The sequence below is a fragment of the Comamonas aquatica NBRC 14918 genome (assembly GCF_000739875.1).
In the GTDB taxonomy this organism is placed as follows: domain Bacteria; phylum Pseudomonadota; class Gammaproteobacteria; order Burkholderiales; family Burkholderiaceae_C; genus Comamonas; species Comamonas aquatica.
The window spans coordinates 22,362-41,325 of sequence record NZ_BBJR01000059.1 but is presented as its reverse complement, the minus strand read 5'-3'; the positions used below and the strand labels follow the sequence as shown (position 1 = coordinate 41,325).

Genomic DNA, 18,964 nt, shown 5'->3' with positions numbered 1-18,964 from the left:
CGATTCAGCAACAGCAGCCATGTCACCGTCTACGCCCACCTGAGCCGCATTGACGTCAAGAAGGGGCAGCCCGTGGAACAAGGCCAGTCGATTGGCGCCGTGGGCGCGACAGGCTGGGCCACCGGTCCGCACCTGCACTTCGAGTTCCGTGTCAACGGCGTCCACCAGGATCCCCAGACCGTGATCGCCAAGAGCGAAGCGAACGAAATTTCCGCCAAAGTGCGCCAGCAGTTCAAGCAGCACGCCGAATTCATGCACATGCAACTGGCTTCTGCCGAGCAGATCCGTCAAGCCAGCGCACAATAAGCCGCTGCGCGCGGTGACTTCCCAGGGCCTCCAGCGTGAGGCCCTTTTCTTTTACCGGATGCAGCTTGTGACGATGCCTGAACACTTTATTGGCCTGATGTCAGGCACCTCCCTCGACGGCGTGGATGGCGTGCTGGTACGCTGGCAGGCAGACCAGCCATCGCAGGTCCTGGCCTACGCCTGCCAACCCTTCCCCACCCCCTTGCGCCAGGAGCTGCTGGCCTTGAACAGCCCCGACGGCGTCAACGAATTGCACCGCGCGGCCCTGGCCGGCAACGCTATCAGTCGCGCCTATACCGCGGTGGTGCGGCAGCTGTTGCAGCAGGCCGACCTGCCCCCGAGTGCGGTACGGGCGATTGGCGCCCACGGGCAGACCGTGCGCCACCAGCCACAGCTGCACGACGGCACGGGCTACACCCTGCAGCTGCAAAACCCGGCGCTGCTGGCCGAAGCCACGGGGATCACCGTGGTCGCCGACCTGCGCAGCCGCGATGTGGCGGCCGCCGGCCAGGGTGCGCCCCTGGTCCCCGCCTTTCACCAAGGCGTCTTCGCCGATGCGCAGACCACCACGGTGGTGCTCAACATCGGCGGGATTGCCAACCTCAGCATCCTGCCGCCCAGCACCCAGGCCGATGCGGTCATCCTTGGTTTTGACTGCGGCCCCGGCAACGCGCTGATGGACTGGTGGTGCATGCAGCACACGGGCGCAGCCTACGACGACCAGGGCCGCTGGGCTGCCGGCGGCCAAGTGCACCCGGCCTTGCTGCAGCAGCTGCTGGCCGAACCCTTTCTGCAGCAACCGCCCCCCAAGAGCACCGGACGCGACCTGTTCAACCCGCACTGGCTGCAGGCGCAACTCCAGCGCGTGGCAGCCACGATCCCGGCCCAGGATGTCCAGACCACCTTGACCGCACTGACCGCCCACAGCTGTGCCGACGCGGTGCAACGGCATGCGGGTGACAGTGGTCGCTTGCTGGTCTGCGGGGGCGGCGCATTGAATACCGAGCTGATGCGCCAGCTGCAGGCCCTACTGCCGGCGTACACCGTCACCAGCACCGCCGCACAGGGACTGCCGCCGCTGCAGGTGGAGGCCGCGGCCTTCGCCTGGCTGGCACGCCAGTGCCTGCACGGTTTGCCGGGCAACCTGCCGACGGTCACCGGCGCCAAGGGGCCCCGGATTCTGGGCGCGATCTACCCCGCCTGAGCGGCACCGCGCGGGTGCGGGACCGTCTCAGCCCTCGGGGCGGTCGGGCGTGGGCGTGATGCGCTCGTCCGCATCCAGCTGGCTGAAGACCAGCGTGGCCGCCAACGTCATCACCCCCACCGTGACGAAGGTGGCCTGCAAGGCCAGCAGCTTGTAGCCCTCGCGGGCCTGCCACAGGTCGGCATAGCTGGCCAGCACCGCCCCCGCCACGGCCACGCCCATGCTCATGGCCAGCATCTGCACCATGGACAGCAGGCTGTTGCCGCTGCTGGCGGACTCGCCGGTCATGTCCTTGAGCGTGACCGAGTTCATGGCCGAGAACTGCATGGAGTTGATGCCACCGAAGATGAACAGCTGCAGCAGGATCAACCACATCGGCTGCCCCGGGTGTATCCATCCCAGGCAGGCAATCATCAGCCCCAGCAGCACCGAGTTCACTTGCAGCACACGCTTGTAGCCATAGCGCAGCACCGTGCGCACGGCCATGCGCTTGACCAACATGCTGCCGATGACCATGGCCAGCATCATGCTGCCGGCATGGAACGGCGACAGACCCAGCCCCACCTGCAGCATCAGCGGCACCAGGAATGGCGCCGCGCCACTGCCCAGGCGTGCGAACAGATTGCCCATCAGGCCGACGCGCAACGAGCGCACCTGAAACAGCGCCGGTGCAAACAGTGGCGTGGGCGTGCGCAGCGCATGCAACCAGTAGGCCGCCAGGCTGGCCATGCCGAAGACCAGCAACACCGTCACCAGGGCCCGCCCCATGCCGATGCCCGACAAGCCATCCAGGGCCAGCGACACCCCGACCATGCCCGTGGCCAGCAGGCTGAAGCCCACCCCATCAAACGGCCGTGGCGGCTGCGCATCCGACTTGGGCATCCAGCGCCAGGCCGCCCAGATGCCAACCACCCCGACGGGCACATTGATCCAGAAAATCCAGTGCCAGGAGGCATATTCCACCAGCCAGCCGCCCAGGGCGGGGCCCAGCAGCGGTCCCACCTGCCCCGGGATGGCGATGAAGCTCATGGCACGGATGAAGGCATCGCGCGGATAGGCCCGCAGCACCGCCAGCCGCCCGACCGGCAGCATCATGGCACCGCCCACCCCCTGCACCACGCGCGCGCCCACCAGGAACTGCAGCGACGGCGCCAGCGCGCACAGCACCGAGCCCAGCACGAACAAGGCCATGGCGGCGGTGTAGATGCGGCGCGTGCCGAACCGGTCCGCCACCCAGCCCGTGGCCGGGATCAGCATGGCCGTGGTCAGGGCATACGCCACGATCACCGACTGCATCTGCAGCGGACTCTCCCCCAGCGATGCGGCCATGCTGGGCAGGGCCGTGTTCAGGATGGTGGCATCCAGCGTCTGCATGAAAAAGCCGACCGCGACCAGCCACAACAGGCGTTCACTGGCCATGGAAGAAGTGGGGGGGACTGCGTTCATGGATAAAAAGATGAGCTGACTGCGCAGGCTGGATCAGGGCAAAACCCCAATTTGAATACAAAAAAGCCGCTGGAGGCAGCGGCTTCTTGGAGGGGGAGGGCGAATCCTGCAGACCCGCCACCTCGGGATCAGACCGAGAAGCTGGAACCGCAGCCGCAGGTGGTGCTGGCGTTGGGGTTCTTGATCACGAACTGCGCGCCCTGCAGGTCTTCCTTGTAGTCGATCTCGGCACCGATCAGGTACTGGTAGCTCATGGCGTCGATCAGCAGCGACACGCCATTCTTGGTCATGGTGGTGTCGTCGTCGTTGGTGATCTCGTCGAACGTGAAGCCGTACTGGAAGCCCGAGCAGCCACCGCCCTGCACGAAGACACGCAGCTTCAGATCGGGATTGCCTTCTTCCGCGATCAGATCCGCCACCTTGGCAGCCGCGCTGTCGGTGAAAACGATGGGATCAGGCATGTCTGTGACTTGTTGTTCGGCAACGGCGCTCATGGGGATACTCCGAGTGTTCTCTGAAATCGGCTCGAATGGTACTGCAATCCGCTCGGGAATTCGGTCCCTGGCGCGTTTGACGGCAGTGGCAGTGGGGGCATTGCCCGGGCCCGCTGGAGCCAGCGGGCCACGGGACGTCATCCCACAAAAAAGCCGCCCGACCCGAAGGCCCAGCGGCTTTTTTGTGGCAAGGCCGCTCCGAAGAACAGCCTGCCGAGGTCTGAAACGAATTAACGCTTCGAGAACTGCTTGGCGCGACGTGCACCACGCAGACCGACCTTCTTACGCTCGACTTCACGGGCGTCGCGAGTCACGAAGCCGGCTTGGCTCAGTGCAGGCTTCAGGGCCGCGTCATAGTCGATCAAGGCACGTGTGATGCCGTGGCGGGCAGCGCCAGCCTGACCAGATTCGCCGCCGCCATGGACGTTGATCTGGATGTCGAAAGCTTCGACGTTACCAGTCAGCACCAGAGGCTGCTTAGCGATCATGATGGAGGTTTCGCGGCCGAAGTACTGTTGAATGTCTTTGCCATTCACAGTGATCTTGCCGGAGCCCTTCTTCAGGAATACACGAGCGACGCTAGACTTGCGACGGCCGGTACCGTTGTTCCAATCACCAATCATTGAGGTCTCCTTAGATTTCCAGAGCCTTGGGCTGCTGTGCGGTATGGGGGTGCTCAGCACCGCCGTACACCTTCAGCTTCTTGATCATGGCGTAGCCCAGGGGACCCTTGGGCAGCATGCCCTTGACGGCCTTTTCCAGAGCGCGGCCAGGGAACTTAGCCTGCAGGTCGCGGAAGTTGGTGGCAGTGATGCCGCCGGGGAAACCGGAGTGACGGTAGTACACCTTGTCCAGGTTCTTGGTGCCAGTGACCTTGAGCTTGGAGGCGTTGATGATGACGATGTAGTCGCCGGTGTCAACGTGAGGTGTGTAGATGGCCTTGTGCTTGCCGCGCAGACGGAGTGCCACTTCGCTGGCGACACGTCCGAGCACCTTGTCGGTGGCGTCAATCACAAACCACTCGTGTTGCACCTCAGCGGGCTTTGCGCTGAATGTAGACATGAGATTTCTCTTTCTAGAGGGTTTGGCGGATCCTTTTCCGCGGTCGGTGCTTCTTCTTGACTCCATCGCTGGAGCAGGAAGCCTCTTAGGCGGGGACTGCCTGGGATCGCTCCCAAACACTTCGCCGCGGGACCCATAAAATCGCTGCGAAGCCCACCATTATACAAAATAGCGTCCAATACGACCATGCACCTTTGTCGGCATGTGGATTTAGGCACACGCGCACGAATCCCCGGACACTGGACCCCATCCCTGCGGCCCCGGGCCGCCTGCCCCGCTGCAGCCCGGCTGCCGCACTGCCAAGAAAAGAATTACGACCTATGTTCAGCTACCGCCACGGCTTTCACGCCGGCAACCACGCCGACGTCCTCAAGCACACCGTCCTGATCGCCGCCCTGCAGCACATGGCCCAGAAGGACACGGCCATCAGCGTGATCGACACGCACGCCGGCGCCGGCCTGTACCGCCTGGACGGCGACTTCGCCAGCACCAGCGGCGAGGCCAAGGACGGCATCGCCCGCCTGATCGACGTGCCCGAAGCACAGCTGACGCCGGCCCTGCGCGCCTATGTGCAAACCGTGCGCAGCGTGAACCAGGGCAAGGGCGTGAAGACCTACCCCGGCTCGCCCTTCATTACCCACAGCCTGCTGCGCCCGCAGGACAAGCTGCGCCTGTTCGAGCTGCACCCGACCGACTGGCGCGCGCTGGACGGCAACATGGCGCAGCTGGACACCGGCAAGCAGGTGGATATCCTGATGGAGGACGGCTTCAACGGCGTCAAGCGCTTCCTGCCCCCGCCCTCGCGCCGCGGCTTTCTGCTGTGCGACCCCAGCTACGAGATGAAGACCGACTACGGCCGCGTGATCAGCATGATCGAAGACGCGCTGGTGCGCTTTGCCACCGGCACCTACGCGATCTGGTACCCCATCATCCCGCGCCAGGATGCGCACGACCTGCCCAAGCGCCTGAAGACCATCGCCACCAAGGCCGGCAAGGGCTGGCTGCACGCCACGCTCACGGTCAAGGGCAGCAAGCTGCGCAGCGAGGTGAACGACTGGGGCAACACCACCGAGGCCAAGCGCCCCGGCCTGCCCGCCAGCGGCATGTTCCTGATCAACCCGCCCTTCACGCTGCGCGCGGCGCTCAAGGAAGCCCTGCCACAGATGCAGCAACTGCTGGCCCAGGACAAGAACGCCACGCACACCCTGGAATACGGCGAGTAAACACGCCCCAGGCGCAGCAAGGCGCCGGGGAGGCGCCCCAGGCCGTGCCGCAGCAGGGCCGCGGCCTGACCGGGCACGTCGCACGGCAAGCGCAATAAACGCGGAGATTCATCGCGGACCACCGGCACGGCAGTCCCAACGCCACATAAAAAAGGAGCTGTTAGCGCTGTCTTTCCAAGGGTTTCAGGCTTCAAAGACCCTGAAACCCACGAATGACAAGCGCTGACAGCTCTTTTTTTTCATCCATACCCGGGCGGCACGCTGGCCGCGCCGGTAATCCCGTTCAGTTGTTGGCCGCCAGCAGTGCCTCGGGGCAGCTGTCCTGGCCGTCGTCCAGCTTGTAGATTTCCACGGTTTTCACGCCCTTGCCCAGCATGCCGATTTCCTCGGCCGCGGCCTTGCTCAGGTCGATCACGCGGTTCTTGGCGAAGGGACCCCGGTCGTTCACGCGCACCACCACGGCCTGGCCGGTGCTCTTGCTGCGCACGCACAGCTGGGTGCCGAATTCGTAGGTGGGGTGGGCCGCGGTCAGCTCGTACTGGTTGAAGCGCTCGCCGTTGGCCGTCTTGCGGCCATGGAAGCCCGGGCCATACCAGGAGGCAATGCCCTGCTGATCCACCTCGGGCAGCTCCAGGTCGTACAGGCTTTGCTGCACGGCCTTGGCGGGATCGCCCAGGCGATCGGGACGCAGCGCAGGGGGCGCCATGCGGGCCAGCGCTTCGGAGCCGGTGCGGCCGCTGGCGCGCGGTGCGGTGCTGGTGGCGGAAGGGACACTGACCGCGGCCGCCTCGGTGGCCGGGGGCAGCGGTGCGCAGGCGCTGAGCATCGAGGCCAGCAGCACGGAAGCCGCAGGCCAGGCGCTGCGGCGCAGCGAAAACTTCAGATACACATTGGCGGTGGCAGCAGGCTGGCACGCAAGTGCGGACATGGTCTAACCCTTCTCACGGTGAGCGCTCAAAAAGCCGCACCACAGGGTCAGGGTCGCGCACAAGCCGGTTTACAGGCCCAAACGGTCGCACAGCTCCAAAGTGGCAGCGCTCTGGTTCATCGTATAAAAGTGCAAGCCGGGTGCGCCTTGGTCGCGCAGCTGCTCGCACAAGCGAGTGACCACATCCAGACCGAAGGCCCGGATGGAGGTCACGTCGTCCCCGTAGGCCTGCAGGCGCAGGCGGATCCAGCGGGGAATCTCAGCGCCTGTCGCATCGGAAAAGCGCATGAGTTGGGAGGAATTGGTGATCGGCATGATACCCGGAACCACCGGAGCCGACACGCCAAGTGCTTGAATCCCCTCGACAAAACGAAAATAAGCGTCCGCATTGTAGAAATATTGGGTGATTCCGGAGCTGGCGCCGGCCTGGATTTTTGTAGCAAAAGCTTTCAGGTCCGCCTCGGGCGAGCGGGCCTGGGGGTGGGTCTCGGGATAGGCCGCCACCTCGATGTGGAACCAGTCGCCGAACTCGCGGCGGATGAAGGCCACCAGATCGCTGGCGTAGTGGAATTCACCGCCCAGGCCATAGCCGCTGGGCAGGTCGCCGCGCAGCGCCACGATGCGCCGCACGCCCATGTCCTGGAGCTGCTGCAGCTCCGCGCGCACCTTGTCGCTGGTCGCACCGATGCAGGAAAAGTGCGAAGCCGCCTGCATGCCTTCGGCCTGGATGTCGCGCACCATGCTGAAGGTGCCGGCCTGCGTGGAGCCGCCCGCGCCATAGGTCACCGAGCAGAACTCGGGCTTGCGCGCGTACAGGTCCTGGCGCACCTGCACGTGCTTGGCCGCGCCTTCGGGCGTCTTGGTGGGAAAAAACTCGAAGCTGATGGGGAAGCTGCTGGGGTTTGCGTTTGCCACGTTCATCTCTCCTCGCCTGCCCTCCCGGCAGGCTGTTGGCGGTCTGGGGTCACGGCCAGGGGCCTGCAGTCCTGCGGGCACCCCGGGTTCCACCGTCAGTATTTCTTGGTGTTCTTGCGCTTGGGCCGGGCCGGGCCGGGGACGTTGTAGCCGTCTTCCTCGTCGTCGATCACGTCGATGCGCTTGAGCTCGCGCAGCACCGTGCGCGACACGCGCTTGGCCGCCGGCGCCGCGGGCTGATCGGGCAGGGGCTCACCCAGCCCCTTGATGGTCTGGCCTTGTACCGCATGGATGAAGAACTCACGGTTGCCGTCGCCACCTTCGATGGCGGATTCCATCCAGGCCTTGACCTCCAGACCCAGCTCGGTCAGGCAGGTGCGCACGCGCTCTTCCACTTCCTGGAAGTGGGCCGGCTCGCGCACGATGCCGCCCTTGCCGATCTGGCCGGGCTGCAGCTCGAACTGGGGCTTGACCAGCATCAGCAGCTGGCCGTGCGGCTTGAGCAGGCGCACCACGGCAGGCAGCACCAGGGTCAGCGAAATGAAGGACACATCGCCGGTGACGAAGTCGAACAGGGGCGTGGTGTCCACCTCGGCGTATTCCGCCTTGCGGCGGCGCTCGGTCGGCACGGTGCCCTCTTCGCGCGCCTTGGCCTTGGCCGCGCGCTCGGCCTTGAAGGCCTCGATGTCGCTGTCCTTGGCGTCATTGCTGTCGTCGTAGTCCTCGTCGACCTGGCCGCCGTTGCGCATCCAGGCGTAGGGTGCCTTGGGCTGGGTGTCGTTGTCTTCTTCCTCTTCCCAGCGCTCGCAGATCACTTCTTCGCAGGCGTCTTGCAGCACCTCGGCGGTCATGGCGCGGGCGTTCATGCCCTCCACGCAGACCACGCGCACATCGGCGCGCAGGCGCTCGTGCAGCTGGCCGTGACCCACGTCCACGCCGATCACCTGGGCCGCGCCGCGCTGCAGCAGGCAGTCGGTGAAGCCGCCGGTGCTCTGGCCCACGTCCAGGCAGCGCAGGCCATCGACCTTCAGGCCGGAGGCCTCCAGCGCGCCTTCGAGCTTCAGGCCGCCGCGCGAGATGTACTTGGCCTCGGCGTTGTCGAGCAGCTTCAGCTCGACGCCCGCGGGAATGTCGTCACCGTTCTTGGCGACCTTCTTCCACGGGGCCAGCGGCGTCAGGCGCCATTCCACGCCCGAAGCGATCAGGCGCTGCGCTTGGGAGCGGGTGGTGGCGTAGCCGTGGTCCACCAAAAATACATCTGCGCGCATAGCGTCTTTCCTTTAATACTCAAACAGACCCTGAGCGCACATCCAGTCTGCGCATGCAGCTATCAAATATGAATGTGCACCCAGGGCAGAGCCACGGCCCCTGCCGCGGCTCCGGTCCGCCATGATCAGTAGCGGTAGGTGTCAGGCTTGTAAGGGCCTTGCTTGTTCACACCGATGTAGGCGGCTTGCTCATCGGTCAGCTCGGTCAGCATGGCGCCGACCTTCTTCAGGTGCAGGCGCGCGACCTTTTCGTCCAGGACCTTGGGCAGCACGTAGACCTTGCCGGCTTGGTACTCGGCCGGCTTGGTGAACAGCTCGATCTGGGCGATGGTCTGGTTGGCGAACGAGGACGACATCACGAAGCTGGGGTGGCCGGTGGCGCAGCCCAGGTTCACCAGGCGGCCCTTGGCCAGCAGGGTGATCTTCTTGCCGTCGGGGAAGGTGATCTGGTCCACCTGGGGCTTCACTTCTTCCCACTGGTACTGCTCGATCGAAGCCACGTCGATTTCGTTGTCGAAGTGACCGATGTTGCAGACGATGGCCTGGTCCTTCATGGCGACCATGTGCTCGTGGCGGATGATGTCCTTGTTGCCGGTGGTGGTCACAAAGATGTCGGCCTTGTCGGCGGCGTACTCCATGGTCACGACCTTGTAGCCCTCCATGGCAGCCTGCAGGGCGTTGATCGGGTCGATCTCGGTCACCCACACCTGGGCGCTCAGCGCGCGCAGGGCCTGGGCCGAGCCCTTGCCCACGTCGCCGTAGCCGGCCACGCAGGCGACCTTGCCGGCGATCATCACGTCGGTGGCGCGCTTGATGCCGTCCACCAGGGATTCGCGGCAGCCGTACAGGTTGTCGAACTTGGACTTGGTCACCGAGTCGTTGACGTTGATGGCGCGGAACAGCAGCGTGCCCTTGGCGCTCATCTCGTTCAGGCGGTGCACGCCGGTGGTGGTCTCTTCGGTCACGCCGATGATCTGGGCCGACTTGCGGGTGTACCAGGTGGGATCGACAGCCAGCTTGGCCTTGATGGCGGCAAACACGATGCGCTCTTCTTCCGAGCCGGGGTTGGCCAGCACGGACAGGTCCTTCTCGGCCTTCTGGCCCAGGTGCATCAGCATGGTGGCATCGCCACCATCGTCCAGGATCATGTTGGGGCCTTCGCCTTCGGTGCCGGCGGCGCCGAATTCAAAGATGCGGTGGGTGTAATCCCAGTAGTCTTCCAGCGATTCACCCTTGATGGCGAACACGGGCGTGCCGGTGGCAGCGATCGCGGCAGCAGCGTGGTCCTGGGTCGAGAAGATGTTGCACGACGCCCAGCGCACATCGGCGCCCAGGGCCTTCAGCGTCTCGATCAGCACGGCCGTCTGGATGGTCATGTGCAGCGAGCCGGTGATGCGCGCGCCCTTCAGGGGCTGGGCCGCAGCGAACTCTTCGCGGATGGCCATCAGGCCGGGCATTTCGGTTTCGGCAATCTTGATTTCCTTGCGGCCCCAGTCGGCCAGGGAAATGTCGGCGATTGCGCGGTCTTGGGTATTGCTCATGGTTTCTCCGGTGCGGAAAACAACTTGAAAAAACCACGTTCTGGGGATTGGGGGCTGATGACAGAGGCCTCACCGCACAGAAAGCGTGGGTGAGCGTCGTTGCCTAGGAGCGAGGCCGCGTGACCACGGTCTGCTGCCCTTCCGAGCCTCACGGCACCGCCCATCGGGTGCACGCTGCAACGCTCCTCGGAAGGAAAAGAGGGCCAGATTGTAATCGAGCCCTGGCTGGCGTGCCAGGCTCAGGCCGCGGCAGGGGGAGCGATGCGCAGGGGAATCGTCACCGGCCCGTCGTTGACCAGGTGCACCTGCATGTCGGCGCCAAACTCGCCGGTCTGCACCACGGGGTGCAGGCGCCGGGCCTGCTGCACCACATGCTCGTACAGGCGCCGCCCCGCCTCGGGCCGTGCCGCCTGGGTGAAGCTGGGCCGGTTGCCGCCGCTGGCATCGGCCGCCAGCGTGAACTGGCTGACGATGAGCAGCCCGCCGCCCACGTCCTGCACGCTGCGGTTCATCTTGCCCTCGGCGTCGCTGAAGATGCGCAGCTTCAGAACCTTGGCCAGCAGCTTGTCGGCCTCCTGCTCGGTGTCGCCCTGCTCGGCACACACCAGGGCCAGCAGGCCCGCGCCGATCCGCCCCACCACCTGACCGTCGATTTCGACATGCGCGGCGCGCACGCGTTGCAACACAGTGATCACACCAATCTCACAAATTCATAGCTGCCTGCGCTCGCCCTACCTGGCAATCCAGGCCAAAACACCCCAGAAGCCAATCCCTGGGCGCGCAAACAGCTGCGGTTTTCAATGGCACCGCCGTTGGTCCGGGAGACCCGGCACAAAGTGCTCCAACGGCAGCGATCGGCGGCGCGCCTTGCCGTAACGCAAAACGCAGTCACCGGGCTTTGGGTATACCCACGGCTCTTCCTGCATGGATGGTGATTGTCCATGCAAGCCGGGCCTTACGCGCGCTCGCCACCACCACACTTCTCAACCCCATCTGTCTCATGAGCAACGTGCCCCCACGTGCCCCCCTCGTTCCGCCGCACGACCTGCTGCACGCCGTGGCCGTGGCCACCGGCACGCCCATGGCCTACCTGCAATGGCCGGGCGGACGGTGCATCTGGGCCACCGCCACCTACGCCCGGCTGCTGGAAATGCCCAGCCAGGAGCTGCTGGACAAGGCGCCGCAAAGCTATCTGTCCCCCTGCACCTGGAACGAGTGGAAGTGCGAGCTGGAGCGCCTGGCCGACAGCCCGCAGCCCGGCACCAGCCTGCAGACCCCGCTGCGCTTTGCCCGCCAGCAGGCCGTCCCCACCCAACTGGTGGCCGACGTGCAACACGGCGCAGTGCGCGCCATCGTGGTGATTCCGCTGCAGGACCTGTCGCACACCGACGCCCTGCAGATGGTGCAGGACAGCGACACGCGGCTGCAGCGCTACGCCCACGCCACGCGGGAGGCCATCATCTTCTTCCGCCAGGGCCGGGTGTTCGACGCCAACCCGGCCGCGATTGCCCTGACCGGCTACCCGCTGCACCAGTTGCTGGACCGCCCGGTGCTGCACCTGCTGCCCCACGTGCTGCGCGCCGAAGCCCAAAGCCTGATCGACCAGGGCACGGAGCACGCCCACGAAACCCGCCTGCTGCACCACGGCGGCCAGGAGCTGGACGTGGAAATCGCCATCCACCTGCTGCCCGAGGACGGGGACACCTACGGCATGCTGGTGCTCAACGACATCACCGAGCGCAAACGCGCCGAGGCCGAGGTCTACTTCCTGGCCAACCACGACCCGCTGACCCGCCTGCCCAACCGCCAGGGGCTGATGCAACAGCTGCGCCAGGTGCTTCTGCTGGCCGAGCGCACGCAGCAGCACATTGCCGTGCTGTACGTGGACCTGGACCGCTTCAAGGACGTCAACGACTCGCTGGGTCACGACGCCGGGGACAAGCTGCTGATCGATGCCGCACGCCGCATGCGCAGCAAGGTCCACCCCGACGACTTGGTCGCCCGGCTGGGCGCCGACGAGTACGTGGTGGTGCTGGCCTCGCCGCTGACTGCCTGCCAGCCCGACTGCATCCTGCGTGAACTGCGCTTCGCGCTGAACAAGCCCTATGTGCTGCCCAAGGAGGCGGTGAACCTGCCTGCCTCGATCGGCGTCAGTATCTACCCCGAGGACGGCAGCACGGCCGAGGAGCTGATGCTCAACGCCAGCGCCGCCATGGAGGCCGCCAAAAGCCTGGGCCAGGGCCACCTGCAGTACTACAGCGCCCACCTGCAGGTGCGCCCCAGCCGCCTGCTGGTGCAGGACCGCCTGCTGCGCGAGGCCGTGGCCAATGACCAGGGGCTGGTGCTGCACTTCCAGCCACTGTGGAACCTGGCCACCAACCGGCTGGAGGGCTTTGAGGCCCTGGTGCGCTGGCAGCACCCGCAGCGCGGCCTGCTGCCGCCGGCTGAGTTCATCGGCTTTGCCGAGGCGCGGGGTCTGATCTCCCTGGTCGACCGCTGGGTGATGCGCGCCGCCTGCAAGCAACTGCGCGCCTGGCGCGATGCCGGCCTGCCGCCCGTGGTGGTGGCGGTGAACATGTCCGCCACCGAATTCAACCAGCGCACCCTGGTCGAGGAGGTGCAACTGGTGCTGGCCGACACCGGCATCGACCCGCAATGGCTGGAGATCGAGCTGACCGAGACCACGCTGATGAAGCAGTCCGAGCATGTGCTGCACACGCTGCAGGCACTGCGGCAGCTGGGCGTGCGCCTGTCGATCGACGACTTTGGCACCGGCTACTCCTCGCTGGCTTACCTCAAGCGCTATCCGCTGGACAAGATCAAGATCGACCGCTCCTTCGTCAAGGACACGCCCCAGGATGCCGACGACGTCAGCCTGATCCAGGCCATCATCCAGATGGGGCGCAGCCTGAACCTGCGCACGGTGGCGGAAGGGGTGGAAACCAAGGCGCAGTGGGACATGCTGCAGGCCATGCACTGCGACCTGATCCAGGGCTATTACCTGGCCCGCCCGATGGCGGCCGAGGAGGCGCTGCGCTGGCAGCAGCACCGCTGTCAAATGAGTGCGCCACAATGAGGTATGGCACACACCCCTGTTTCATATTTCACCCTGGCGTCCGAGCCCACCGTCTTTGCCCGCGCCCAGGATGCGCTGGCACAGCTGCAGTGGCTCTACCAGCAACAGATTGACCACCTGCGCCAGGCCATGCAGGCCTATGTGGAAGGCCAGGATTTCCCACAGCCCGTGCGGGCCTGGTACCCGCTGCTGCGCATCCAGGCCCACAGCGTGCGCCGGCCGGAATCGGGCCTGGCCTTCGGTTTTCTGGACCATCCCGGGGTCTATGAGACCACCATCACCCGGCCCGACCTGTTCGGCCACTACCTGCTGACGCAACTGAGCCTGCTGGAGCGCAACCACGGCGTGCAGTTCGAAGTCAGCCTCAGCACCCAGCCGATTCCCATCCACTTCTCGTTCGCGGACAACGACCACGTCGAAGGCAGCCTGAGCGCGCAACGGCGCCAGTACATGCGCGAAGTGTTCGACCTGCCGGACCTGGCCGCCATGGACGACGGCATCGCCAACGGCACCTGGCAGCCGCGCCCCGGCGGGGCCCTGCCGCTGTCGCTGTTCACCGCCCCGCGCATCGACTACTCGCTGCACCGCCTGCGCCACTACACGGGCACGGCGCCCGAGTGGTTCCAGAACTTCGTGCTGTTCACCAACTACCAGTTCTACATCGACGAATTCATCCGCCTGGGCCACGCCGAGATGGCCCGACCGGACAGCGAGTACATCGCCTTCATCGAGCCCGGCAACGTGGTCACCCGCCGCGCCTGCCTGCCCGCCGAGGATGTGGACAGGCTGGGCGCGCCCCCACCCCGGCTGCCGCAGATGCCGGCCTACCACCTGGTGCGCGCCGACCGCAGCGGCATCACCATGGTCAACATCGGCGTCGGGCCGGCCAACGCCAAGACCATCACCGACCACATCGCCGTGCTGCGCCCGCACGCCTGGATGATGCTGGGCCACTGCGCGAGCCTGCGCAACAGCCAGCGCCTGGGCGACTATGTGCTGGCCCACGCCTACGTGCGCGAGGACCACGTGCTGGACGAGGAGCTCCCGCTGTGGGTGCCGATTCCGGCGCTGGCCGAGATCCAGCAGGCGCTGCAGCAGGCGGTGGCCGACGTGGCCCAGGTGTCGGACGACGACCTCAAGCGCATCATGCGCACCGGCACCGTGGCCAGCACCGACAACCGCAACTGGGAGCTGCTGCCCGACAACCTACCGCAGCGCCGCTTCAGCCAGAGCCGCGCCGTGGCGCTGGACATGGAGTCGGCCACAATTGCGGCCAACGGCTTCCGTTTTCGCGTGCCCTACGGCACACTGCTGTGCGTCAGCGACAAACCGCTGCACGGCGAGATCAAGCTGCCGGGCATGGCCAACCACTTCTACCGCGAGCGCGTGGACCAGCACCTGCGCATCGGCATGCGTGCCGTGGAACTGCTGCGCGACGGTGGTACGCAACGCCTGCACAGCCGCAAGCTGCGCAGCTTTGCCGAAGTTGCCTTCCAGTAAAAACACCGCGCCCCACACCCATGCCCCAGCTGGACTTCGCTTCGATGGCCATCCTGATCGCCATCAACCTGGCAGCCATCGGCCTGGCCCTGCACTGGGCCATGGGTTCCCCGGTCAGCCCGGCAGCACGGCACGTGCAGCGCTACTTTCTCCTGCAAGCCCTGGGCTGGTCCTTGATCCTGGTCGCCAGCCGCATCCGCGGCACCTTCTGGGACCCAGTACTCAGCCTGTCCGCCACCTGTGCAGCCGCCGCCGCCCAATGGCAGATGGCCCAGGCCCTGCAGTGCTGGCTGGGACCACGCCCCCTGCGTTGGCTGGTCATCGGACTGGCCATCCTGGGACCGCTGGGCTTTGCCTGGTGGCTGCACGACATCCCGACACGGCTGGCGTGGTACAGCCTCTACCATGGCACCAGCGTCGCCTGCCTGGGCTGGATGTGCCTGCACCCCCTGCGTCCGGTGGCCCGCGGCTGGCGCTATCTGATGGCCGCCTGCGCCACCACGCTGAGCCTGGGGCTGCTGGCACGCGCTTACCTGGCGTACTACACCCCCTGGCTGCGGGAATTCGCCCACGACTCCGCCGCCAACTACCTGTTCGCCATGCTGGCCCAGCTGTGCAGCAGCCTGGCGCTGGTCAGCATGCTGGTGGCCTGGCGCGACGAGACCAACCAGAAATTGCGTGACATGGCCTTGACAGACCAGTTGACTGGCCTGGCCAACCGCCATGCGCTGCTGCAAACCGCACCGCGCATGCAATCCCTGGCACAGCGCCAGCATCTACCGCTGGCGGTGGTGCTGCTGGATCTGGACCACTTCAAGAACGTGAACGACCAGTATGGTCATACCACTGGCGACCACGCCTTGCAGCTGGTCGCCAAGGTTTTGCACGCTGAGATGCGCCCTAACGAGATGGCATCGCGCTGGGGCGGCGAAGAGTTCTGCCTGCTGCTGCATGCCGATGCGGATGGCGTGCAAAGCTTCTACCAACGCTTCAGCACAGCGCTGCTGCAACGCGCGCAGCAGGAACTGGGCTTTGCCCTGCACATCAGTGCGGGCTGTGCCCTGCAGACGGACAGCGATCAAAATTTGGATCAGTTGCTGCAGCGGGCCGACACCGCCTTGTACCAGGCCAAAAGCCAGGGCCGCCGGCGCCTGGTGTTCGGCACGGTGGTGGAGCGGCCGCAACCGCCCACGGCCCTCAGTCCGGCGCAGACGCCCGCCTGAAGCCGCGACGCAGCGCGGCTAAAGCCTAAGCTCCGTGCTGTGCCAACGTTGGGTGCTGCGCCTGGCGCTGCGCTGCCACAGGCTGCCCGGCCAGCAAGGCAGCCGCTTCCTTGGCCGCAATGCGCCCCTCGTCGGTGGGCACCACCCACACCTCCACGGCACTGTCCGGGGCATGGATGGCATAGGCCCCCTGGCCGTTGGCGGCCTGGTTGCGCTGCTCGTCCATGCGGATGCCCAGCCAACCCAGGCGCTCGCACACCTGGGCGCGCAGCACGGCATCGTTCTCGCCAATGCCGCCGCTGAAGGCGATGGCATCCAGCCCGCCCAGGCAGGCGACCAGGGCGCCGGTCTCGCGGATCACCCGGTGCGTGAACTGGTCGATGGCGCGCTGCGCCGGCGCGCTGCCATCGGCCCGCAGCTTGCGCATGTCGGCCGAAATGCCGGACACGCCCAGCAGCCCGCTTTGCTTGTAGAGCAGCTTTTCGATCTGGGCATGGGTCCAACCCTGCTCCATCAGGTACAGCAACACCCCAGCATCGAGCGATCCGCTGCGCGTGCCCATCATCAGGCCATCCAGCGCCGAAAAGCCCATGGTGGTAGCCACGCTGCTGCCGGCCAGGGCCGCGCACAGGCTGGCGCCATTGCCCAGGTGGGCCATCACCACCCGGCCACGGCCGCGGATGGTGTGCGTCTGCAGCACCGACATGATGTACTGGTAGGACAACCCATGGAAACCGTAGCGGCGCACGCCCTGCTCCTGCAGCGCTTGCGGCAGGGCGAAGGCAAAGTCCACCTCGGGCATGCTGGCGTGGAAGGCCGTGTCAAAGCACGCGACCTGCGGCAGCTGGGGAAACGCCGCCCGGAACTGGCGGATGCCCTCCAGGTTGTGCGGCTGGTGCAAAGGCGCCAGCGAGTTGAAGCGCGCCAGCTGCGCCAGCACCTCGTCGGTCACCAGCACCGGCCCCGTGAACACGCCGCCGCCATGCACCACGCGGTGCGAGACGGCCTGGATGTCCGGTGCTGCCTCCAGGCGGTGCACCAGGGCCCGCAGGCTCTGCAAGGCACTTTCAAAAGAAGAGCTGCCTGCGCTGACTGCAAGCGGCTCAGAGTGCTTTTTTCCTAGATAAACCCAGTCCATGACGGGCGTCCCCTGGGGCTCCAGCCCCTGGATGCAGCCCGACAGGACATAGGGCTGCACCTGCCCTTCCTGCAGCGGGTGCAGGGAAAACTTCAGGGACGAGGAGCCGGCGTTCACCGCAAGAATGGCCATGTGCGTGTCTCCTGGCTGGGGTCAGCCCTGCTTCCAGGCGTTGGCCGCCTGCTGTTGGCGCCGGTCGTGGGCGGACAGCACCGCCAGCACGCACGAGGCCACGCGGGCCTGCGGGCCGTCGGCACGGCTGGTCAGGGCAATCGGCACGCGGGCGCCGAGCACCAGCCCGGAGCCCGAGGCACCGGCCAGGTACTCCAGCTGTTTGGCCACCATGTTGCCGCTTTCCAGGTCGGGCACGGCCAGGATGTCAGCCTGCCCCGCCACCTCAGAGGCGATGCCCTTGATGCGCACCGCGTCCATGGAGATGGCGTTGTCGAAGGCCAGCGGGCCGTCGAGCTGCGCCGCCGTGATCTGGCCACGGTCGGCCATCTTGCACAGGGCCGCGGCGTCCAGCGTGGAGGGGATGCTGGGCGTCACGGTTTCCACGGCCGACAGGATCGCCACCTTGGGCACGGCCGTGCCCAGCACGCGCGCAAAATCGATCGCGTTCTGGATGATGTCGGCCTTTTCCTGCAGCGTGGGGCGGATGTTGATGGCCGCGTCCGTGATCAGCAAGGGCTTGCTGTACAGCGGCACATCGAAGCGGAACACGTGCGACAGGCGGCGGCCCGTGCGCAGGGCCGGCTGCGCCAGCACGGCCTTGAGCAGCTCGTCCGTGTGCAGGCTGCCCTTCATCAGGATTTCCACCTCCTGGCTGGCCGCCATGCTGGCCGCCAGCTCGGCCGCGGCATGGCTGTGTTCCACGGCGTGGATTTCCACGCCATCCAGGTTGATGCCGGCCTGCTCCGCCGCGCGGCGGATGCGGCCTTCGGGGCCGATCAGCACCGGCACGATCAGGCCGTGGCGTGCCGCGTCCATGGCACCGGTGAGCGATCCCTCGTCACAGGGATGGACCACGGCGCAGCGCACCGCCGGCAGCGGCTCTGCGCGCGCCAGCAAGTCCTTGAGGCGGGCCTCCGGGTCGAACAGTTGGATCTGCGGTGCGTGCACCGTGGGCACCTTGACCTTCTGCGTCGGCGGCATCAGCTTGGCTTCGCCCTTGAGCACCACCTCGCCCTTCTGGTTGGTGACCAGGCAGTCCATCTTGACGCGCTTTTTCTCGTCGTCCTTTTCGGTCACCGTCGCCACCACGGTCAGGGTGTCACCGATGCGCACCGGCTTGGTGAACTTCAGCTCCTGGCCCAGGTAAATCGTGCCGGGGCCGGGAAACTGGGTGCCGAACAGGGCAGAGATCAGCGCCGCACCCAGCATGCCATGCGCGATCACGCCGTGGAACATGGTGGCGTCGGCATATTCGGCGTTCAGGTGGGCGGGGTTGATGTCCCCGGACACGGCCGCAAAGGCCTGGATGTCCTCCACCGTCACGGTGCGCAGCAAACGGGCGCTCTGGCCGACTTCCAGCTCGTCGTAGGTGACGTTTTCCATCCATTCCATCGCAGGGGCTTGGGTGTTCATGGGTTTCTCCGGTCGACCGGCGCCGGGGGCGCCGGTGCAGTGCTACAAAAGCC

The 18,964-nt window shown here is 66.1% G+C and carries 17 protein-coding genes and 1 riboswitch; of the genes, 6 read left to right on the top strand and 11 right to left on the bottom strand.

Annotation, left to right across the window (positions count from 1 at the left end; genetic code table 11):
• Both CA2_RS13910 and CA2_RS13905 read left to right on the top strand, forming a co-directional pair.
• Nucleotides 1-306, top strand: a 306-nt coding sequence (locus CA2_RS13910; protein ID WP_042418479.1) for a M23 family metallopeptidase, incomplete at its 5' end; no start/stop codon positions are given.
• 73 nt (nucleotides 307-379) lie between these two features.
• Complete coding sequence (locus tag CA2_RS13905; protein ID WP_081889016.1) at nucleotides 380-1,510, top strand: anhydro-N-acetylmuramic acid kinase; 1,131 nt, start codon at nucleotides 380-382, stop codon at nucleotides 1,508-1,510.
• 27 nt (nucleotides 1,511-1,537) lie between these two features.
• Here the strand turns inward: CA2_RS13905 and mdtD are convergent, their stop codons facing one another.
• From mdtD to rplM, 4 genes are all read right to left on the bottom strand, one after another.
• The gene (gene mdtD / locus CA2_RS13900) at nucleotides 1,538-2,956 is read right to left on the bottom strand and encodes a multidrug transporter subunit MdtD (RefSeq protein ID WP_042418474.1); all 1,419 of its coding nucleotides are present in this window, start codon (nucleotides 2,954-2,956) and stop codon (nucleotides 1,538-1,540) included.
• A gap of 128 nt (nucleotides 2,957-3,084) precedes the next feature.
• Entirely contained in the window at nucleotides 3,085-3,450 is a 366-nt protein-coding gene (gene erpA / locus CA2_RS13895; RefSeq protein WP_042418472.1) for an iron-sulfur cluster insertion protein ErpA, read from the bottom strand.
• A gap of 230 nt (nucleotides 3,451-3,680) precedes the next feature.
• Nucleotides 3,681-4,073, bottom strand: a complete 393-nt coding sequence (gene rpsI / locus CA2_RS13890) for a 30S ribosomal protein S9 (RefSeq protein ID WP_042418469.1) — start codon at nucleotides 4,071-4,073, stop codon at nucleotides 3,681-3,683.
• 10 nt (nucleotides 4,074-4,083) lie between these two features.
• Nucleotides 4,084-4,512 (bottom strand): 50S ribosomal protein L13, encoded by a 429-nt coding sequence (gene rplM / locus CA2_RS13885; protein ID WP_003059004.1) that lies wholly within the window; start codon nucleotides 4,510-4,512, stop codon nucleotides 4,084-4,086.
• Between the two features lie 320 nt (nucleotides 4,513-4,832).
• On the opposite strand from rplM, the gene CA2_RS13880 reads away from it, so the two are divergent.
• Nucleotides 4,833-5,735, top strand: coding sequence for a 23S rRNA (adenine(2030)-N(6))-methyltransferase RlmJ (locus CA2_RS13880; protein ID WP_042418463.1), 903 nt, complete (start codon nucleotides 4,833-4,835; stop codon nucleotides 5,733-5,735).
• A 283-nt stretch (nucleotides 5,736-6,018) separates the two neighbouring features.
• On the opposite strand, the gene CA2_RS13875 is transcribed toward CA2_RS13880, so the two are convergent.
• The 5 genes from CA2_RS13875 to dtd form a co-directional block, all read right to left on the bottom strand.
• Complete coding sequence (locus tag CA2_RS13875; RefSeq protein WP_052369945.1) at nucleotides 6,019-6,663, bottom strand: septal ring lytic transglycosylase RlpA family protein; 645 nt, start codon at nucleotides 6,661-6,663, stop codon at nucleotides 6,019-6,021.
• Between the two features lie 69 nt (nucleotides 6,664-6,732).
• Nucleotides 6,733-7,584, bottom strand: coding sequence for a methylenetetrahydrofolate reductase [NAD(P)H] (gene metF / locus CA2_RS13870; protein WP_042418460.1), 852 nt, complete (start codon nucleotides 7,582-7,584; stop codon nucleotides 6,733-6,735).
• A gap of 89 nt (nucleotides 7,585-7,673) precedes the next feature.
• Nucleotides 7,674-8,846: a TlyA family RNA methyltransferase gene (locus CA2_RS13865; protein ID WP_042418457.1), complete on the bottom strand. Its 1,173-nt coding sequence runs from the start codon at nucleotides 8,844-8,846 to the stop codon at nucleotides 7,674-7,676.
• A 125-nt stretch (nucleotides 8,847-8,971) separates the two neighbouring features.
• On the bottom strand, nucleotides 8,972-10,387 hold the full coding sequence (ahcY, locus tag CA2_RS13860; protein WP_042418454.1) for an adenosylhomocysteinase: 1,416 nt from the start codon (nucleotides 10,385-10,387) through the stop codon (nucleotides 8,972-8,974).
• Nucleotides 10,388-10,471: 84 nt separating this feature from the next.
• Nucleotides 10,472-10,581: riboswitch (S-adenosyl-L-homocysteine riboswitch) on the bottom strand.
• A gap of 45 nt (nucleotides 10,582-10,626) precedes the next feature.
• Nucleotides 10,627-11,082 carry a D-aminoacyl-tRNA deacylase gene (gene dtd / locus CA2_RS13855; protein ID WP_042418451.1) on the bottom strand — a complete coding sequence of 152 codons (456 nt, stop codon included), beginning with the start codon at nucleotides 11,080-11,082 and terminating at the stop codon, nucleotides 10,627-10,629.
• A gap of 305 nt (nucleotides 11,083-11,387) precedes the next feature.
• On the opposite strand from dtd, the gene CA2_RS13850 reads away from it, so the two are divergent.
• From CA2_RS13850 to CA2_RS13840, 3 genes are read left to right on the top strand one after another with little or no spacing between them, the layout of a single operon-like run.
• Complete coding sequence (locus CA2_RS13850) at nucleotides 11,388-13,463, top strand: putative bifunctional diguanylate cyclase/phosphodiesterase (protein ID WP_042418448.1); 2,076 nt, start codon at nucleotides 11,388-11,390, stop codon at nucleotides 13,461-13,463.
• Between the two features lie 3 nt (nucleotides 13,464-13,466).
• On the top strand, nucleotides 13,467-14,963 hold the full coding sequence (locus CA2_RS13845; protein WP_042418445.1) for an AMP nucleosidase: 1,497 nt from the start codon (nucleotides 13,467-13,469) through the stop codon (nucleotides 14,961-14,963).
• A gap of 20 nt (nucleotides 14,964-14,983) precedes the next feature.
• Nucleotides 14,984-16,186, top strand: coding sequence for a GGDEF domain-containing protein (locus CA2_RS13840; protein WP_042418442.1), 1,203 nt, complete (start codon nucleotides 14,984-14,986; stop codon nucleotides 16,184-16,186).
• 25 nt (nucleotides 16,187-16,211) lie between these two features.
• Here CA2_RS13840 and CA2_RS13835 read toward each other — a convergent pair whose 3' ends face one another.
• Both CA2_RS13835 and CA2_RS13830 read right to left on the bottom strand, forming a co-directional pair.
• Entirely contained in the window at nucleotides 16,212-17,456 is a 1,245-nt protein-coding gene (locus tag CA2_RS13835; protein WP_042418438.1) for an acetate/propionate family kinase, read from the bottom strand.
• Nucleotides 17,457-17,477: 21 nt separating this feature from the next.
• A complete protein-coding gene (locus CA2_RS13830) occupies nucleotides 17,478-18,911 on the bottom strand; it encodes a bifunctional enoyl-CoA hydratase/phosphate acetyltransferase (RefSeq protein WP_042418436.1) in 1,434 nt (477 codons plus the stop codon).
• Nucleotides 18,912-18,964 lie beyond the last annotated feature (53 nt).

Excerpts from the sequence above, each read along its gene's own strand:
- CA2_RS13905 (WP_081889016.1), top strand. The coding sequence starts at position 380 with ATGCCTGAACACTTTATTGGCCTGATGTCAGGCACCTCCCTCGACGGC.
- mdtD (WP_042418474.1), bottom strand. The coding sequence starts at position 2,956 with ATGAACGCAGTCCCCCCCACTTCTTCCATGGCCAGTGAACGCCTGTTG.
- erpA (WP_042418472.1), bottom strand. The coding sequence starts at position 3,450 with ATGAGCGCCGTTGCCGAACAACAAGTCACAGACATGCCTGATCCCATC.
- rpsI (WP_042418469.1), bottom strand. The coding sequence starts at position 4,073 with ATGATTGGTGATTGGAACAACGGTACCGGCCGTCGCAAGTCTAGCGTC.
- rplM (WP_003059004.1), bottom strand. The coding sequence starts at position 4,512 with ATGTCTACATTCAGCGCAAAGCCCGCTGAGGTGCAACACGAGTGGTTT.
- CA2_RS13880 (WP_042418463.1), top strand. The coding sequence starts at position 4,833 with ATGTTCAGCTACCGCCACGGCTTTCACGCCGGCAACCACGCCGACGTC.
- CA2_RS13875 (WP_052369945.1), bottom strand. The coding sequence starts at position 6,663 with ATGTCCGCACTTGCGTGCCAGCCTGCTGCCACCGCCAATGTGTATCTG.
- metF (WP_042418460.1), bottom strand. The coding sequence starts at position 7,584 with ATGAACGTGGCAAACGCAAACCCCAGCAGCTTCCCCATCAGCTTCGAG.
- CA2_RS13865 (WP_042418457.1), bottom strand. The coding sequence starts at position 8,846 with ATGCGCGCAGATGTATTTTTGGTGGACCACGGCTACGCCACCACCCGC.
- ahcY (WP_042418454.1), bottom strand. The coding sequence starts at position 10,387 with ATGAGCAATACCCAAGACCGCGCAATCGCCGACATTTCCCTGGCCGAC.
- CA2_RS13850 (WP_042418448.1), top strand. The coding sequence starts at position 11,388 with ATGAGCAACGTGCCCCCACGTGCCCCCCTCGTTCCGCCGCACGACCTG.
- CA2_RS13845 (WP_042418445.1), top strand. The coding sequence starts at position 13,467 with ATGGCACACACCCCTGTTTCATATTTCACCCTGGCGTCCGAGCCCACC.
- CA2_RS13840 (WP_042418442.1), top strand. The coding sequence starts at position 14,984 with ATGCCCCAGCTGGACTTCGCTTCGATGGCCATCCTGATCGCCATCAAC.
- CA2_RS13835 (WP_042418438.1), bottom strand. The coding sequence starts at position 17,456 with ATGGCCATTCTTGCGGTGAACGCCGGCTCCTCGTCCCTGAAGTTTTCC.
- CA2_RS13830 (WP_042418436.1), bottom strand. The coding sequence starts at position 18,911 with ATGAACACCCAAGCCCCTGCGATGGAATGGATGGAAAACGTCACCTAC.